12 protein-coding genes are annotated in these 16,059 nt (G+C 68.7%); 2 read left to right on the top strand and 10 right to left on the bottom strand.

The window, feature by feature from the left end:
• The first annotated feature begins 1,121 nt into the window (after positions 1-1,121).
• Positions 1,122-1,571, top strand: a complete 450-nt coding sequence (locus ACIBVN_RS39940) for a MarR family winged helix-turn-helix transcriptional regulator (RefSeq protein WP_397145488.1) — start codon at positions 1,122-1,124, stop codon at positions 1,569-1,571.
• A 34-nt stretch (positions 1,572-1,605) separates the two neighbouring features.
• On the opposite strand, the gene ACIBVN_RS39935 is transcribed toward ACIBVN_RS39940, so the two are convergent.
• On the bottom strand, positions 1,606-3,006 hold the full coding sequence (locus tag ACIBVN_RS39935; protein WP_397145487.1) for an alpha/beta fold hydrolase: 1,401 nt from the start codon (positions 3,004-3,006) through the stop codon (positions 1,606-1,608).
• Positions 3,007-3,215: 209 nt separating this feature from the next.
• Between ACIBVN_RS39935 and ACIBVN_RS39930 the strand changes: the two genes are divergently transcribed.
• Positions 3,216-4,247: a hypothetical protein gene (locus ACIBVN_RS39930; protein WP_397145486.1), complete on the top strand. Its 1,032-nt coding sequence runs from the start codon at positions 3,216-3,218 to the stop codon at positions 4,245-4,247.
• Between the two features lies 1 nt (position 4,248).
• Here ACIBVN_RS39930 and ACIBVN_RS39925 read toward each other — a convergent pair whose 3' ends face one another.
• From ACIBVN_RS39925 to cysS, 9 genes are all read right to left on the bottom strand, one after another.
• Positions 4,249-6,312, bottom strand: coding sequence for a prolyl oligopeptidase family serine peptidase (locus tag ACIBVN_RS39925; RefSeq protein WP_397145485.1), 2,064 nt, complete (start codon positions 6,310-6,312; stop codon positions 4,249-4,251).
• 100 nt (positions 6,313-6,412) lie between these two features.
• Positions 6,413-6,835, bottom strand: a complete 423-nt coding sequence (locus tag ACIBVN_RS39920) for a hypothetical protein (protein WP_397145484.1) — start codon at positions 6,833-6,835, stop codon at positions 6,413-6,415.
• Between the two features lie 593 nt (positions 6,836-7,428).
• Entirely contained in the window at positions 7,429-7,854 is a 426-nt protein-coding gene (locus tag ACIBVN_RS39915) for a hypothetical protein (RefSeq protein ID WP_397145483.1), read from the bottom strand.
• A gap of 189 nt (positions 7,855-8,043) precedes the next feature.
• Complete coding sequence (locus ACIBVN_RS39910; protein WP_397145482.1) at positions 8,044-8,538, bottom strand: flavin reductase family protein; 495 nt, start codon at positions 8,536-8,538, stop codon at positions 8,044-8,046.
• A 30-nt stretch (positions 8,539-8,568) separates the two neighbouring features.
• The gene (locus ACIBVN_RS39905; protein ID WP_397145481.1) at positions 8,569-8,973 is read right to left on the bottom strand and encodes a DUF6113 family protein; all 405 of its coding nucleotides are present in this window, start codon (positions 8,971-8,973) and stop codon (positions 8,569-8,571) included.
• Between the two features lie 11 nt (positions 8,974-8,984).
• Positions 8,985-9,890, bottom strand: a complete 906-nt coding sequence (gene mshB, locus ACIBVN_RS39900; RefSeq protein WP_397145480.1) for an N-acetyl-1-D-myo-inositol-2-amino-2-deoxy-alpha-D-glucopyranoside deacetylase — start codon at positions 9,888-9,890, stop codon at positions 8,985-8,987.
• On the bottom strand, positions 9,887-10,984 hold the full coding sequence (locus ACIBVN_RS39895) for a hypothetical protein (protein WP_397145479.1): 1,098 nt from the start codon (positions 10,982-10,984) through the stop codon (positions 9,887-9,889). The genes mshB and ACIBVN_RS39895 overlap by 4 nt, the downstream gene beginning before the upstream one ends.
• A 483-nt stretch (positions 10,985-11,467) precedes the next feature.
• Entirely contained in the window at positions 11,468-13,954 is a 2,487-nt protein-coding gene (locus ACIBVN_RS39890; protein ID WP_397145493.1) for a penicillin acylase family protein, read from the bottom strand.
• Positions 13,955-14,615: 661 nt separating this feature from the next.
• A complete protein-coding gene (gene cysS / locus ACIBVN_RS39885) occupies positions 14,616-15,971 on the bottom strand; it encodes a cysteine--tRNA ligase (protein ID WP_397145478.1) in 1,356 nt (451 codons plus the stop codon).
• Positions 15,972-16,059 lie beyond the last annotated feature (88 nt).

Raw genomic sequence — 16,059 nt, 5'->3', positions numbered from 1 at the left:
CCGGCAGCGGTCCCACTCAGCTAACAGCGCCGTTCGTGCGGTGGACGACACGCGAAGCCGGTAGGTGTACCGGGCGTTCCCGGACCCCTCCCCACTCTCCTGCAGCGTCATCACGGCGCAACCGTACCACTACACTCGGTGATATGGATCAAGAAGTCCGCATTATTCTCAAACTCCCCGCCGACCTGCACCGGCGCCTGTCCGCCTAAGCCCGCACCGACCGGCGCTCCCTCAACTCTGAGATCCTGCACCTGATCGAGACCGGCCTCGGAACTCCCGCGGCAGACGACGAAGCGCCCTGACGTCTGTTCCTGTCCTGCTCTGCGGGAGTCCGATTCCTCCTTCGGCCGGAAGGACGAGGGCATCCTCGGCGAAGTCGGGTGAAGGTCACCGCCTCGATCTGGGCCGCCGACCAAGCTTTGCGAGGTTGTCGAGCAGGTCGCCGCCACAGATCACGCCGATCCTCGGGTGGCCCGGGTCGTCGGGTTGGGACAGCGGTCCCACCCCGGCATCGATCATCAACGCTCTCTTGCCGTGCTCCACCAGCAGGCCGCCAACGCTGCCCACCAAGTTGCCCGTGTCGTCGAGGTAGGCGGCGTTGTCCCGACCAGTCCCGCTCTGTCGTGCCAGGCAACCATCCGTACGGCTTCAACCGCACGCCATCAGGCACATAGTTGAACCCTCCCCTGGTTGAAAGGGGGATTCCTGGCTCAGGAAGCCCCGCAGGTCAGCGATCAGCAAGGTCTTACTCCATCAACACCAGCCGGGACGGAACCTGCCCGGTTTGGTACGGCAAGCTTGGAGACGCATGTGCTGTCTTGGTTCTCGATCAGCACGCGCGGGAGGCTTGGTTCTCGCAACCCGCGGACGCGACTCTACCGGACGCTGATCCGCCCTGGGGGCGCATCAGCTGTTCCTGCCCTGCTCCGCAGGAGTCCAATTCCTCCCGGCCTGAAGCCGGGGCATCCTCAGAGGTATTCGGCGACCTTGAGATCGCCCAACTCCAGCGAACGGATGGGGGACGGCCGACGCAAACGCTCTTCGTGAGTGCTCATGCTTCAGAAACTTACAACTAGAACTATTCAAGCTGCAAATGTGCACACTTGAGGTATCCTGTAGCTATGACCCGGCCCCAGCCCACCAGCACTGCCGCAGCCGACAGCGAGGCCCTTGCCGCCGCCGAGCGGAACCTGTGCGGGCTCGTCAACGCCCTGGCCAGGCAGATCGAGGGCCACATCAGGGAGCGAGCCGGCGCGCTGAACCTGACCGCCGCCCAAGCGGTGGCACTACGCGAGCTCACCGGCCCGCTGACCATGCGTGACCTGGCCGACCGCATGGGGTGCGAGCCGTCGAACGCCACGTTCGTCGTCGACCGGCTGGAGGAGCAGGGCATCGTCGAACGGCGCCCCCATCCGAGCGACCGCCGGGCCAAACAGCTCGTACTGACCTCCGAAGGCATCGCCCTGCGCGGACGCCTGCTGGAGCTGCTCAGCGAGGATTCCCCGTTGGCCAAGTTCACGCCGCAGGAGCAGACCGCCTTGAACGATCTGATCCTCCGGGCGCTGCAGTAAGCGCTCTGATCGGCTCACTCGAGTCCGCGGCAAGTCAGCACTCCGTCTTGGCGGATGGGAGGGTGCGGTCGGTGAAGTAGCGGTTGATGCTGTCGCGGGCGCAGGCGTTGAACCCGTACAGCGTGTGGCCTGGCCCGTCGTGGCGGATGGTGGCGCTGCCCGGCACCTGGGACAGGACACGTTCTACCGCGTCCGACTCGCCCCATGCGCCTGCCCCCAGCATCGGCGGCAGGCCCTTGGGGAGAGGGGTGGGTGGGTTGGTGACGGGCTGGGGCCAGCCGATGCAGCCCAGAGTGGCCGAGGCCATCGTGTTGGCGGTGCCGGTGTTGGGGGCCAGGCGGAGCAGGCGTTTCGTGGTGGCGGACATTTCGGCGCGGTTGGCGAAGCGTGGCCAGTCGGTGCATTCCGTGACACCCGTGGCCTGGTCGGGGTAGCGGGCACCCCGCTCCGGCACGAAGTCGGAGGCATCACCCTTGGCGGCCTTGCGGATCGCCTGGGCCAGCTTGGGCCAGGCCGTGGCACCCTGACGGGCCAGCGCCAGGGCGAAGCTCTGCAGGTCGCGGGCCTTGTAGGCGACGTTGGCGGTCTTGGTGGGGATGGGCGTGCGGTCGGCTCGGGCGATCAGCGTGCGCCAGAGCCCGGGCACGTCCGCGCAGTCGTTGGTGGCGCACCAGGTGAAGAAGCGCCGCAGGAACTGCTCGTTGGACTTGGCCATCTCCTCCAGCTCGTGCTCCCAGTCGGCGGCGCTGTGGTTCCAGGTGCCGTCAAGGACCATCGTGCGGACCCGGCTGGGGAAGAGACGGGCGTACGCCTGGCCGTAGAAGCCCGCGTAGGAGGCGCCGTAGTAGTTGAGCCGCTCCTCACCCAGGGCCTTCCTGATCGCCTCCATGTCTCTGGCCTGGTCCGCCGAGCTCATGTTGGCGAACAGCTCGCGATCCTTGAGGCGGCAGGCTTCGGCGTAGCCGCGGTTGGTGTCGGACAGGCGGCCGAAGTCGGCGTCGTCTCGGGGGGTGTCAGGGATGGGGATGCGGGTCCACGCGCACGGCAGGCCCGTGCTGAGGCCGCTGAACTGCTCGCCGTAGCCGCGGGTGTCCCACGTGACGATGTCCATGCGTTCGCGGAGCTTGGCCCACCAGCCGGGGCTGGACTGGGTGATCGCGATGCCGGGGCCGCCCGGGCCGCCGTAGGCCACCAGGACCGAGCCTTCCGACTTGCCGGTGGCCTTCAGGCGGCCCAGCTTGAGGGAGATCTTGCGGCCGTCGGGTTTCTGCCAGTCGACCGGGACCTGGAGGTCGGTGCACTCCATGCCGATCTTGTCGTTGGGACAGGCCTGCCACTCTTGCGGTCCGCCGGTGGCCGCCGTGGTCGCCAGGGCGTGCGGGCCCGTGCCGAGCAGGGCCCCGAGCGTCAGGGTGATGGTGAGGGGCTTGAGCATGGCGTTCACGATGCCGGAGCGGGAGCTGGGATCGCGTCGGACCAGGGTTTGGTTTTCGGAGGTGCGTAGTCAGACCTGGGGTTGTCAGACCGCCTCTGCAGAGCTGGGGGTTGTCAGGCCGCCTCGGCCTGCCCCGCATGCACGGGAAGGCGAGCCGGCGGGCCGAATGGGTCTTGCGATGGTGAGATGGCGTTGTCAACATCAACAGCGTGAGCAAATGGCAGTGGGCCTGGGAAGGCGTGCTCGGATTAGTCACGGTGCTTGGCGTGGTGATGGTCCTGCTCACCGCACCTGACGGGCACCTGCTGAACATCCTTGCGCTGTCCGCGCCGTCCGGCCTGGTCGCCGTGGGGCTGTCCCTGTCACTGCGCACCGGCACGCCCAATCTCGCCGTGGGATCCGTGTCCGCGCTGTCCGGTGCTCTCATCGCCTCCCTCGTGACCGTCGCCCGGCTGCCGTTGATCGTCGCACTGCTGCTCGTGCTCCTGCTCGCCGGGATCGCAGGACTGGTCATGGGGGCGTTCACGGTGCTGCTGTCGGCGCCGTCCTGGGCGGTCACGGTCGCCGCGGCCGCGGTATGCGACGCGCTGCTGTTCGCCGTCGCCCAGGGTAGGGCGGTCATCCTGGCCGACCCGCTGGTGGTTCCGCCCGTGGTCGGGTTCGTGGCATTCGCCGTCGTTTCGGTGGCGGGCGGATTGGTGTGGAAGTGGCGAGATCTTCGCCATTGGCTGAGCAAGGAGTGGGTGGGCCCGCTGGCCGGGCTGGCCGGATCATGCGTGCTCGCCGCTTTGGGGGGGTTTCTGTTGCTGCTGCGACTGGGGGCGGCACAGCCGGGCTCTCAGGGGCTGTCGGCCGTCGTGTTCGCACTCGCCGCCGTCGTCCTGGGCGGCGCGAGTCTGAGCGGCAAGCGCGGCTCACCGGCGCCCACCAGCGTGCCTGGCGCCGTCGGACCTGGCGAGCGTGTTGCCGTCGGGCCCGGTGAGCGTGGCGCCGATGGGCTCGGCGCCGTCGGGCCCGGCGAGCGTGGTGCCGGCGGGCTCGGCGCCGTCGGGCCCGGCGCCATCGCGTACGGTGACCGCGGCGCCATCGGCGGCACGGTGTTCGCCGTGGTCATCCTGGGCATCGTTCAGGGCCAGCTCGCCCTGCTGGGTGCCCCGTTCTACCTCACCTTGATCGTCCTGGGCGGCGTGGTGATCTCCGGCCTGACCGTGTCACGGGCACTCGACGCCCTGCGGACATAGCTCAGCCCAGCGACTTCTTCAAGAAGTCCACCTGGAGCAGCAGCAGGTTTTCCGCCACGACCTCCTGCGGCGTCATGTGCGTCACCCCGGACAGCGGGAGCACGCTGTGCTGCCGACCGGCTGCCAGCAGGGCGGACGACAGGCGCAGCGTATGGGCGGCCACCACGTTGTCGTCGGCCAGGCCGTGGATCAGCAGCAGCGGGCGTTCGAGCTTGCCGGCGTCCGCGAACAACGAGGACTTTTCGTACACCTCGGGCTGTTCGTCCGGATGGCCCAGGTATCGCTCGGTGTAGCACGTGTCGTACAGCCGCCAGTCCGTCACCGGCGCCCCCGCCACCGCCGCGTGGAAGACGTCGGGTCGCCGCAGCACCGCCAGCGCGGCCAGGAACCCGCCGAACGACCAGCCGCGGATGGCCACCCTCGTCAGGTCGAGGTCGTCGGGGTACTGCTCGGCCACGCCCTGCAGGGCGTCGATCTGGTCCTCGAGCGCGGGGGTCGCCAGGTCGTTCAGCACGGTCCGCTCGAACTCGGGACCCCGCCCAGGAGTGCCGCGCCCGTCGGCCACGATGACGGCGAACCCCTGCTCGGCGAACCACTGGCTCTCCAGGAACGCGCCGCGCCGGTTGAGGACGCGCTGCGCGTGCGGACCGCCGTACGGGTCCATGAGGACCGGCAGCTTCCGCGAGCCCTGCTCGTGCCACGAGGGCAGCACCACGGCGGTGGCCAGCTCGCGACGGCCGGAACGGCCGAGCGAGACCCGCAGATCGAGGCCGGGACGCTCGGCGAACGACGGGATCGGCACCGCCATGCCGTCACGCCGCACAACCGTGGTCGACACGCCCTCGGCATCGAGGCTCTGCTCGCTCAGCACGCCCACGCCGCCCGCCATCCGCCCCGAGAACACCCCGGAACGGGTCGAGACCGGCAGCAGCGAATGCCCGTCCCAGGTCCACAGATGGATCTCGGTCGGGTCGCCACTCGCGCTGAACAGCACGCTGTCGTGGTCGACGTCGAGCACCGCCCGCACCTGCAGCGTGGGCGGCGTGACCGCGCGGTCGCCCACGAACAGCCGGTTGCCGCCCTCGGAGCTCGCCACCCACACCAGCGAACCGTCGTCGAGGTGCGCGGGCACACCGGTGACGACGTCGACCCAGGCGGAGTCGGTGTCCTCGCGGACCAGCGTGGACGCGCCGGTCGCCGGATCGACCGTGAACAGCCGCATCGTCCGCTGGTCGCGGGTCATGGTCACGATCGACAGCGCGTGGGGGTCCCAGGCCGCCGTCGTGAGGTATTCCTCTTCGTACGGCACCGCGACCCGCGACCCGTCGAGCCCCAGCACGAACAGCTCGGTGGCGGCGTTGGGCGTGCCGGCGGCCGGATAGCGCTGGGCCGTGGCCGGTCGGTCGGGGTTGGCCGGGTCGGCGATGTGCCAGACCTGGACCGGGGCCTCGTCGGCACGCTCGACCAGCAGCGCGTCGCTCGACGGCGCCCACCAGTAGCCGCGCATCCTGTCCATCTCCTCGGCGGCGATGAACTCGGCCAGCCCGTACGTCACCGTCTCCGACTCCGGCGTGGCCAGCGCGCGGTCCTCGCCCGTGACGAGGTCCTGGACGTGCAGGGCGCCGCCCGTGACGTATGCGACATGTCGCCCGTCAGGCGACAGGCGGGGGTCGATGACCGCGCCCGGGGTGTCCAGCCGCCGCGCCTGGCCGCTCGCCAGCTCGACGACGTAGAGAACGCCGGACAGGGCGAAGCAGGCCCGGGTCACGTCCTTGTCGGCGGCGTACGCGACCACGCCCCCCGCCGCCTCCCGGCTGCGCTCGCGCCTGGCCCGCTCCTCGGGCGGCAGGTCCTCCTCGTCGCCGTGGAGCGCCCGCGGGTCAACCACCAGACGCTCGACGTGGGTGTCGGTGTCGAGCTCCCACAGGCAGGTCACCGGATCGGTGCCCGATTGCGTGCGCAGGAAGACCACCCGGCCGCCGTCCGGAGAGATCGTGAAGCCCCTGGGCACCCCGAGGGTGAACCGGCGGGTCCTGGCAGACAGGCGCGGGAAGCTCTCGCTCATGGCCCCAATCCTGCCATCGGGAAGTCACTGCTTCACGCGGGTCGGCCATGAGCGGAACGCCGCGCCAGTTTGCGGCCGGGCGCCGTACCGGGAGCGTTGCTTATGACGCGCCCTTCGGCCGTCGCCACCACAGCGGAGCCCGGGGGTAGCCGCCGTCCTCCAGGTCGGCCAGCCGCTCGAAGACGTTGTACGAAGCCTGGTTGCCGCAGACGAGCACCGATACGAGCATCGACAGCAGGTAGAGGGGGAGCATGGGGAGGCCGACGCACCAGGCCCACTGGGTGGCGTGGCGGTCCTCGTGGAGGATGAGGCGGTCGTCCAGGGCGTTCCGCTTCGTCACGACGACGTTGCCCACGGTGAATGCTCCCGCGATGGGGAAGCGGTAGCGGTAGCCGAAAGCCAGGATGAGCCCATTGGGGCCAGATCGCCTGGTCGCGCCACCGATGAACGAGACCAGCAAACCGAGCGGAGTGGCGAGATTGATGTAGTTCGCCGCACGGCGGAACCGGAAGCGCGTCTCCATGCGTCTCAACCTTGACCAATCTTGACAAGTCGGAATAATGGCCCCCGTCCTGAAATCTCCTACAAGAGCAGGATTATGAGATTCTCCATCCTGGGCGCGCTGCTCGGCACCGTCGCACTGGCAGGAGCCGGCGGAATCGCGATTACCCAGACGTCAGCGTCCGATCCCCTACGATCCACTGACAACCGACTAGGCGCTCTAGGCGCGGGGGTGGCGTTAACCACCGTCCCGACCCCGAGTGCGACCCCAACGGAGACCCCCACAGCCGGGGATTACACCGCCACGACGAAGGTCGTCAAGAGCCGAGGCGTTTCCTACCTGAATGTATCCATCACGGATGCGGAAGCCGCCCTCTTCTCGGTCAAGCAGAAAGTGTGTAAGGGCAGGTCGTGCAAGACGGCCAGCGTCGACATCCCGGTCACCGAGGGCTCGGGAGAGTCCAGGAAGAAACTCGGCTGGGGCACGTACAAGAAACGCGGCAAGCCGGCCATCAGCGTGACGCCCCTTCCGACGGTCACGGTCACCGAGCCTGGCCCGACGGTCACGGTCACCGAACCCGGTCCGACGGTCACGGAGACAGTGACGTTCACCTGTCAGCCGAGTGCCGAGCCGACGGAAACCCTCACGCCGACGGATGTCCCGACTGACACGGCGACGCCGACCACCACGGATTCCGCGCCTGCCACGACGAGCCCTCCGGTGACCGACACCCCGGCACCTACTCCGACTGACACCGCGGCTCCGACTGACACCGCGACCGGAACTCCCACGGAAACGCCGACCGAAACGCCGACCGAAACTCCGACTGAGACTCCGACCACGACACCGACCGACGTCCCCACCGACACTGCGACGCCGACGGCGAGCTCCACGGAGATCCCCACCTGTGCGCCGCCGGTGGAGGAGTCACCGACGGAGATTCCCACGGAGACCCCGACGACCACGGTGACGCCGACCGACACCGGCGTCCCGTCTGAGACCCCGACGACCACGCCGTCGGAATCGGCCAGCACTCCCACCCAGTAACGACACGGGATTGCGACCAATGAGCGGGCCAGGCCAAGCGCCTGGCCCGACTCATGCCCGGACCGCATGCATCCGTACGACCGCCCGGCCCGGCATATGCCCGGACCACGCCCATCCGCACAACCCCACTTTGACCCAGCGCGAGACTTACACGCAGACCAGGCCCATCCGCATGGGGCAGCCTAGAGAGTCTTGTAGCGCCCGTCGTGGTACAGCAGCGGTGCCCCGTCCGAGGGCGTGTCCAGCGCCATCACCCCGCCCACAACGATCGAGTGATCCCCTCCATCGTGTACGGCCGTCGTCGTGCACTCGATGGTGGCGATGGCCCCGTCGAACAACGCGACCCCCGTCTCTCCCCGATGATGCGACCACCGCGCGAGTTGCCCGTTCAGCGGCCTTCCCCGGTGGGCGAAGAAGCGCGAGGCGTCCTCCATGGACGCGGGCAGCACGGACACCCCCCACATCCCCGCCTCCATCACCGCGTCGTGAAAGCGGGCCACCTTCTCCGCGCAGAACAGCACAAGGAGCGGGTCGAGGGAGACGGAGGTGAACGAATTAACCGTCATCGCATGATCGAGGTCGCCCACCCTGGTCGTGACGATCGCGACTCCGGTGGCGAAGCGGCCGACAACCTTGCGGTACGTTGCGGGGTCCGCGGGCCGCTCGATCGAATGCACGAACGCTACTTTATGCCTCTACATAGAGTTCTACTGATGGTACCCATGCAAGAGCCACGAACCACCCTTTGACGTGGGCGAAAGCAAATAGGCAGCCACAACGGCCACCAATCCTCCGTACAGGTAGACATAACCGGGCGCGCCGTTCGCGATCACGAGGTCACCCGCGCCCAGCTTGAGCGCGAACGGCATCGTCACCAGCAGCCATCCGAGCGCCGTCGCGAAGGCCCCGAGCCTCGCCCGCATCAGCTTGCCCGCCCCTAGACAGACCGCCAGCAAGGCCAGCACCCACGCGATCGCGGAAAGGGGAACGAGCCCCGCCTGCCACACCGGATGCGTGAAGCCGCCCACGACGCCCATGACGACACCGAGCACGAACAGCATGCCGTACGCCGCCCCACCCAGGGCCGACTCGGCCTGGCTGCGATGTTCCATGTCGCACGAGGTTAGTCGATGCCCGCGAAGAGATCGTTCTCGCGGTTGTGCGGTTCACCCAGCCCGCCCGCCTCGACGGGGGGACCGGGCACCGGAGGGCCGGGCACGCCGAAGGCCAGCGTGTAGTGCTCGACGCCGAGGACCTCCTGGCCGACGTTGTTGGACAGCGCGAACCACGGGTCGTCCACGCTGATCTGCGTGACGTGCGCCCGCAAGGCCTCCATCTTGTGGCCGATCCACGGGCGGGCGTCGATCTCGGTGGTGATGTCGGCGTCGGCGGTGCCGAACGGCATGTCGTCCACCTCCTCGATGAGGAAGTCGACGTCGGCCTCGCGCAGCGCCTCCACCGTGCGCAGCATGACGGATCGGGCGAGGGCCGTGTGGTAGAACTTGGCGATCTGCCACGGCTCGCCCTCGCCGAAGTCCGGGTTCGCGGCCAGCTCGAACGCTCTGCGTGAAACCCGGTGGGCCTGGATGTGGTCGGGGTGCCCGTAGAAGCCGTTTTCGTCGTACGTGACGAGCACCTGGGGCCGTACCTCTCGGATGACCTTGACCAGCTCCCCGGCCGCCTCGTCGAGGTCGGCGCGCCAGAATGCCTTCGGATGGTCGTTGGACGCCACCCCCATCATCCCGGAGTCGCGCCAGCGCCCGGGCGCGCCCAGGAATCGGTGGTCCTCGACGCCGAGCGCCTGGCAGGCGGCGGCGAGCTCACCGATCCGGTACGGCCCGAGCGCGTCGTCCTGGTCGGCGGCCAGATGGGCGAGGTCCTTGGGGATGATCTCGCCTTCCTCGCCGAGCGTGCAGGTCACCAGCGTGACGTGGGCGCCCTCGGCGACGTATTTGGCCATGGTCGCGCCGGTGCCGATCGACTCGTCGTCCGGATGGGCGTGCACGAGGAGAAGGCGTCGATCAGTCACAAGGCAAGAGGGTAACAGTGACTCCTCCGCTCGCTTGGAGGGAGCGGCTTCTCGCCAGACCACAGCTTCGCCCAGGCACGCCCTGCCCTCAGCATGTTGATCGCCGCGTTCGCATCGGTGGGTGTTGGCATGCCCGCACTCTGGGGGAGGCGGCACTCTCGCACTCTGGGTGAGGCGGCGGCATTCTCGCACTCTGGGTGAGGTGGTATGCCCGCACTCCGGGTGAGATTGTCACGTGGGCTGCCCCTGCATCCGGTTGTCCGACGGTCCCGTCCGCCTGAAGGTGCCTTCAGCGTGCCCAGGGCGAGGGCGGCGATGCCAAGGCCTGAGACGGCGGCGGCGCACAGGATAGACGCGGTGGACGGCGTGACGACGGTGATGCCCGCTAGGGCCAGCGCGGAGACGGCCACGGCCACGGTCACGTAGAGCCAGGTGGCCAGGCGTACCCAGCGGAGACGGGCGGCCTCCTGGAGCAAGGTGCGGGACAGGAGCCAGGACAGGGCAGGGAGGAGCAGGACGCCGTGCATGAACACGGCGTGTGCGGGCTTCAGCGTGGTGGCCACCGAGTACGCGAGCTGCTGGTTGCCCGTCACCACCTCGATGACCCCACGGGCGATCATGACGGCGCCGAAGGCCATGGCGGCGAGCAGGGTGGCGAAGCCGGCTCGTACGGCCAGGCGCATGCTCGGCGGCACGTCAGGATTGGGGCGGAATGCGGCGATTGTCATGGTGATCGCGATGGCGATGAGGACGCCGCCGCCTGCCGCCAGGGTCCTCGCGACAGTGGCGTCAAAGGCGGTCTCCATGTTGAAGTGCGACGGGACGCCCCGCCATGCCTGAACGGTGATCAGGGCCACCTCTAACGTGGACGCCCCGGCGAAGGCACCCAGCAGCAGCGGGCGGGCGCGGAGCCGCACGAACTGGGAGACCCACGTCAGGCTCAGGACGCTCAGCCCGAACGACACGCCGAACGTGAACGGCTTGCGCCACGACACCGCGCCCTCCCACGGCCCGCCGTCCACGACGAAGACGCCCAGGTGAACGAGGCCCGCGAGCACCAGCAGGACTCCGATGAGATACCAGAGGCGATTCATGGCGCCATGGTGGCAGGAGGGGGAGGGCCGGCGCGTCGGCCCAGGGTTTGGATCGTGTCTACAACTGTGGTCGTACGGTCAGGGTGGTGCGGCGCCGGCCCCACGTCGTCCGTCCCGGGCGACGGTCGGACCTGGATAGGTCGTACGGACGTTAATAGGTCGGTCGTACGTTCGTGCGTTCCGGAGTGCCTCCGGGGCGTGCCGGTTGTGGGCTTTGGGTGCCCGCAGATCGTGCCGGTTGTGCGTTCTGGGGGTGCCCTGCGGTTCGGGCCGGTTGTGCATTTCCAGGGGGGTGTTCGGGGCCGGCCGGTTGTGTGCTCTGGGGGGTGTGTTCAGGTCCGGTCGGTTATGCGTACCGGGGTGATCGGATCGGGGCGGTTGTGCGTTCTGAGGTGCGTTCGGGCCCGGCCGGTCATGCGTTCGGGGCGCATTCAGGCCGGGCCGATTGCCCGTTCCGGGATGTGTCCGGACCCAGGGCCTCGGTCAGGGGGTCAGCTTGAGGGCGTGGACGGCCGCCTTCTTGACCGACTCAGGCTTCGAGTACATCGGCAGCAGTTCGCCCCTCGCCCAGGCCGACGTCTGGTCCCAGTAGTTGTCGTGGAAGGCGTGCCCCGACGCGCCCGTCAGATTGATCCACTGGGACTTGTCCGGGTCAGACAGATCGACGATCATGCGCATCGACGGCACGGCGGTGATCTCGTACCCGCTCTGAACGTTCCAACCTGTGGCGTTGACGGCGTCCTTGCTCCCCGCCACTGCCAGCGGTCCCCGGTTGAACATCGCCTCCACCGGCCCTATCCCCGATGTCCCGAGCGAGCCGTTGACCAGTTCCAGCTGGTGCAGATCCCCCCAGCGCCAGGACTTGACCTCCGGTCCGAGCCGGTCGGACAGCTCCTGGTACGCCGAGGCCAGCGCCTGGCGGAGGATGTCGTCGCGAGTCTCCTTGCGGTTCTTCGTGGTCACGTCATCCCAGAAGGGGTCGTCCGGAAGTTCGAGCAGGCGCCCGACGACGTCATACCAGCGGTCCCCTCCGGCGGGCCTGGCGCCCTCCGGCAGTTCGTCGTTGAACGTCAGCACGAGCACCTGGCGCCATACGGCGTTGAAGTAGGCGGCGGGGGTGGAGTCGAGACCTTGCGTGCGGTCCCACGTTTTCAGCAGTTGCCTGGCCTCGCCGCTCGGGCCCGCGAGGTCGACCTGCATCAGGGCCGGGACCAGCGTGTCCGCGAAGCCGTTGTACGTGTCCTGCTGGATCGCCGACATGGTCGCCGCGTCGACCGGGCCCTTCTTGAGGGCTTCCTTGATGCGGTCGCGAATGCGCTGGGAGCGGTAGCCGTGCGCCCAGTCCTTGGTCAGCAGGGGTTTGTAGCGCTTCGGGTCGATGACGGCGTTGTTCGCCGTGACGATGAACCCGTCCGCCGGGTCCTCCACCGAAGGTAACTGGTCGTACGGGATGGGGGCCGCGTTCCAGTCGTACTCGCCCGTCCATCCCGAGACCGGCCAGGTGCCGTCGCCCTTCTCCCGTACGGGGATGCGCCCCGGAGCCTGGTAGCCGATCTTGCCCGTGGTGTCGGCATAAATCAGGTTCTGGGAGGGCACGTCGAACAGCGACGCCGCGGCCTTGAACTCCTCCCAGTCGCCCGCCTTGTTCAGCGCGAAGACGGCGTCGGCCGTCTTCCCCGGTGTCAGCGCCGTCCACTGCAGCGCCACCGCGTTGGCGTCGCCGCTGGGCCGGGCGTCGTCCATCACCTCGTTGATCAGCGGGCCGTGCCGGGTGCTCTTGACGGTGATCGTGACCGGGGCGCCGCCCGCCACCTTGATCTGCTCCTGCCTGGTCTCCAGCTTGACCTGCTGGCCCTTGTACAGGTACGTGTCGCCCTGCACCTTCTCCAGGAACAGATCCGCCACGTCGGGCCCCAGGTTGGTGAAGCCCCACGCGATCTTGTCCGTATGTCCGATGATCACGCCGGGAACGCCCGAGAAAGTGAACCCGGTCACGTCGTACGCGCAGTCCTCCGTGATCTTCCTGCAGTGCAGCCCGGCCTGGTACCAGACGGAGGGCATCTGCGGAGACAGGTGCGGGTCGTTGGCCAGCAGCGGCTTGCCGCTCGCGGTGTACTCGCCGGAGATCACCCACGAGTTGGATCCGATGCCCTCGCGCTCCTCGGTGCCCATCGTGCTCGGCACGGCGTCCAGGGTCTTGGCGGCCTGAGAAAGTGCTCGGGGGGCGCGGAGCCGCGGCTCGGCGCGTTGGTCGAAGCGGCCCTGGTCGACGGTGCCCTCGGTGACGATCGGGGAGTGGCGGTCGTACGGGTAGTCGGGGTAGAGCTGCTCGACCCGCTCCTTGGGCAGCTTGGTCAGCGCCAGCGAGCGGTCGATCTCGTCCTCCATGTTGGAGCGCAGGTCCCACGCCATGGCCTTCAACCAGGACACCGAGTCGGCGGCGGTCCACTTCTCCGGCTGGTACCCACCGTTCTGGATCTTCAGGATGGAGTACTCGAGGCTGCGGTCGGAGGCGTTCGGGTTGGCGCTGAGCCAGGCGTTCACGCCCTTCGCGTACGCGTTCAGGTAGTCCTGGGTCTGCTGGGACAGCTCGGACAGCTCCTGCTCGGCGACCCTGCGCCAGCCCATGGTCCTGATGGCCTTGTCGTTCTCGACCGTGGCCTTGCCGAAGAGCTCCGAGAGGCGGCCTGAGGTCAGGTGGCGGCGGAAGTCCATCTCGTAGAAGCGGTCCTGGGCGTGGACGAATCCCTGTGCCATGAACAGGTCGGCGGCGGTGTCGGCGTAGATGTGCGGGATTCCTGATTTATCCCGATAAATCTCCACATTCCCCTTCAGGCCCGGCAGCCGCAGCGACCCGTCCACCTGCGGGAACGACCTCCGCACCGTGTAGACGAGGACTCCTGCCAGCACCAGGACCAGTGTGACAAGAACGGCCAACACCCGAGTGAACCACCGCAACGGCCGCGGCATCCACGCATAGGGCCTCACCGACACCTCCATCTCCGCCGAACTGGCACTAAGTCTGTCAGTCCGGGATCACTCCTCCGGACGACTTCGCAAACCCCCGTCGAAGGACTTTTGGGGCGCTGGTTACGGTCGAGAACGACCACCTCACCCACCGCACCCGTCTTGCGGCGTGGGGTGGTGGGGTGGGATGCGGGCCGGGACTGTTCGCGGGCGCGGGGTGGCTCGCGCTCCTGGCGCGAGGGGCGTGCTGCGGGTGCGATGAGGGCGCGCCAGCCGGATGCTGCGGGTGTTGCGCGCGTGGTGTCGGCGCGGGGCATCGGGTGGGGCTGTGGCGAGCTTGGGTGCGCGTTGTGGGCCCGTCGGCTGGGTGCAGTGCGCGTTGTGGGCTCGTCGGCTGGGTGCTGTGGGCGTTGCGCCGGGCTGCTCTGTGCGTTGTGCCGGGCTGCGCCGTCCCGCGTCTAACCGACGCGGCGCGGCAGGCGGTGGTCGTGCCCGGGCGACGTGGCGTTGCGTCGGGGAAGCGGCGCAGGTCGCGCGTCGCCGGCGGTGCCTCACGGCGAGGCATCGCAAGCGGCGCAGGTCGTGCGTCGCCGGCGTGCCGCACAGCGAGGCGGGCGTCGTCAGGGTGAGGCGTCCGTCGCTGTGCGCTTCAAGCGGGCGGGTGTCAGGACCAGGTTTGGCCATCGGGGGTGTCCGAGACGCGGACCCCCATCTCCGCCAGCAAGTCCCGCAGCCGGTCCGACTCCCCCCAGTCGCCGGCCTCCCGCGCCCGGCCGCGCGCCTCCAGCAGCTCGCCGGCCCCCGGAGGCAGCACCCGCGCCTTGCCGATCTCCGTGGAGAGGTCCAGCCCCAGCACCTGGTCCACATGCAGGAACGTCTCGAACTTGGCGCCGGGCGCCACCGACGCGTCACGCTCCAGCTCCCGCAGGATCCGCAGGGCGGACGGCGTGTCCAGGTCGTCGTCGAAGGCCGACTCGACCCGCTGCGCGTACTCGGAGGCCATCGGCGCGCTGGGCGACTCCGACCACTCGGCGACCCGCGCCCGCCACCTCCGCACCGTACGGTCCGCGGCCCGCAACGTGTCCCACGTCAGGTTCATCTGCTGCCGGTACCGATGTTCGAGGAACGCCATCCGCACCGCGAGCGGGTCGAGACCGGCCGAGACCACATCCGACAGCAGCACCACGTTCCCCGTGGACTTCGCCATCTTGCGCCCGTCGAACAGCAGGTGCTCCCCGTGCACCCAGTGCTGGACGACCTCGTGCCCGGCAGCCGAGTTGGACTGTGCCCGTTCGTCCTCATGGTGCGGGAAACGCAGGTCGATCCCGCCGACGTGGACGTCGAAACGCGAGCCGAGAAAGCGCAGGGACATGGCCGAGCACTCGACGTGCCATCCGGGAAAGCCGCGGCCCCATGGCGAGTCCCACGTCAGCTCTCCGGAGAACGGCTTCCACAGCGCCCAGTCGGCGTGGAAACGCTTGCGGGGGTCCACGGCGTCGATGCGGTGGGCGGGCTTAAGTGAATCCAGGCGATTTCCGGAAATATCGCCGTAAGTGGGGAAAGTTCGTACATCGAAGAACACCGACCCGTCCGGCACCGCGTACGCGTGCCCACGCTCGATCAGCTTGGCGATCAGCTCGATCATCAGGTCGACGGTCTCGGTCGCCCGCGGCATGTGCTCCGGCGGGCGGATGTTGAGCGCCGCGGTGTCGTCCTTGAAGGCGTCCTCGTAGAAACGGGCCAGCTCACGCACCGAGCGCTCCTCGGCCCGCGCCTGCTCCAGGACCTTGTCGGCGCCCGAGTCGGTCAGGTGGCCGACGTCGGTGATGTTCTGGCAGGCCAGCACGCGTACCCGCCGCCGCTCGAGGACCCGCCTGATCAGGTCGGACAGCAGGTACGTACGGAGGTTGCCCACGTGCGCGTGGCGGTAGACCGTCGGACCGCACGTGTACATGCGCAACGCCCGCCCCACGCCGATCTCCTCGACCTGCCTGGCACGAGTGTCGTAGATCCGGAGCATCCTCCGAGCTTAACCGCCCAGGAAGAGCCGGACCGCCGACCACGAGCTCGACCGCCGACGAAGAGCTCGAGCGCCGTCCACGGGCTCG

Source organism: Nonomuraea sp. NPDC049400, assembly GCF_044466425.1.
Taxonomy (GTDB): Bacteria; Actinomycetota; Actinomycetes; order Streptosporangiales; family Streptosporangiaceae; genus Nonomuraea.
Note: the sequence above shows the minus strand (reverse complement) of the source record. Positions and strands in the feature narration are given on the sequence as shown.

Bases quoted from the DNA above. Each gene is read 5' to 3' on its own strand.
- ACIBVN_RS39940 (WP_397145488.1), top strand. From the start codon at position 1,122: ATGACCCGGCCCCAGCCCACCAGCACTGCCGCAGCCGACAGCGAGGCC.
- ACIBVN_RS39935 (WP_397145487.1), bottom strand. From the start codon at position 3,006: ATGCTCAAGCCCCTCACCATCACCCTGACGCTCGGGGCCCTGCTCGGC.
- ACIBVN_RS39925 (WP_397145485.1), bottom strand. From the start codon at position 6,312: ATGAGCGAGAGCTTCCCGCGCCTGTCTGCCAGGACCCGCCGGTTCACC.
- ACIBVN_RS39920 (WP_397145484.1), bottom strand. From the start codon at position 6,835: ATGGAGACGCGCTTCCGGTTCCGCCGTGCGGCGAACTACATCAATCTC.
- ACIBVN_RS39905 (WP_397145481.1), bottom strand. From the start codon at position 8,973: ATGGAACATCGCAGCCAGGCCGAGTCGGCCCTGGGTGGGGCGGCGTAC.
- ACIBVN_RS39895 (WP_397145479.1), bottom strand. From the start codon at position 10,984: ATGAATCGCCTCTGGTATCTCATCGGAGTCCTGCTGGTGCTCGCGGGC.
- ACIBVN_RS39890 (WP_397145493.1), bottom strand. From the start codon at position 13,954: ATGCCGCGGCCGTTGCGGTGGTTCACTCGGGTGTTGGCCGTTCTTGTC.
- cysS (WP_397145478.1), bottom strand. From the start codon at position 15,971: ATGCTCCGGATCTACGACACTCGTGCCAGGCAGGTCGAGGAGATCGGC.